This is a genomic window from Paraclostridium dentum, assembly GCF_012922555.1.
Taxonomy (GTDB): domain Bacteria; phylum Bacillota; class Clostridia; order Peptostreptococcales; family Peptostreptococcaceae; genus Paraclostridium; species Paraclostridium dentum.
The window spans coordinates 1-697 of sequence record NZ_WIPK01000073.1 but is presented as its reverse complement, the minus strand read 5'-3'; the positions used below and the strand labels follow the sequence as shown (position 1 = coordinate 697).

General features: G+C 47.5%; 1 protein-coding gene. It reads right to left on the bottom strand.

Translation table 11 applies throughout. From position 1 onward, the window contains the following. A partial coding sequence (locus GFJ41_RS20955; RefSeq protein WP_170075985.1) for a hypothetical protein occupies window positions 1-697 on the bottom strand: 697 nt, incomplete at both ends.

Below are 697 nucleotides of genomic sequence, written 5' to 3'. Positions count from 1 at the left end.
CTAGGATCTGCCAGGTAGTAATCGAGTCTTTCAGATATGTTTTGTCCAAGGTGTGGGTTGTTGATTCACATGGTAGGTTTCCTTTGCAGGCTGGCAGGTTTATGTCCTCCCACAGCCAGCTTTCAGGGAACTGTGTCCGGGTGACAATTTCATCAGAGCTTATATAGTCATCATCATCATCATCACTGCGGGCCAGATGCAACAATTCTTTCCGCTCGTCCTTGCGATTTTGGATCTCGTTACAACAGTGGAGGAAGGCCTTGACACACTCTTCACCATCCAAAATATATGAGGCTCTCCGTTCACATGTGTAGCCCAATCTGTTCTGTTTCAGTCCATCCGCACAGCATTGCTTCTGGTCACCGGAATATTTACCAAACAGCTTTTGAGTGATCTGGGATAGAGTCTCAGCTCTTCGTTTTCGCTTCGGTGGAGCAGGACACTCAGGAGCCGTTCTCTCAGTGGTGCCTCCTGCTTTATCAGACTGAAACAGTAGACCTGCATCATAGAAAACCCCCATACTGTCTTTACCACTGCCAGCTGTGCAGCCAGTGTCATGCTTCTCAATAACGTCCCAGATCTTGGTCTGTGTAAGTCTGTTCTTGTTGAGGACAAAGACAGCTTTATCCACAGCTACCAGACCAACCTTGGCTTTTGGATCTCCAGTAACAATGAGATGAAACTCATCACCAGGCTC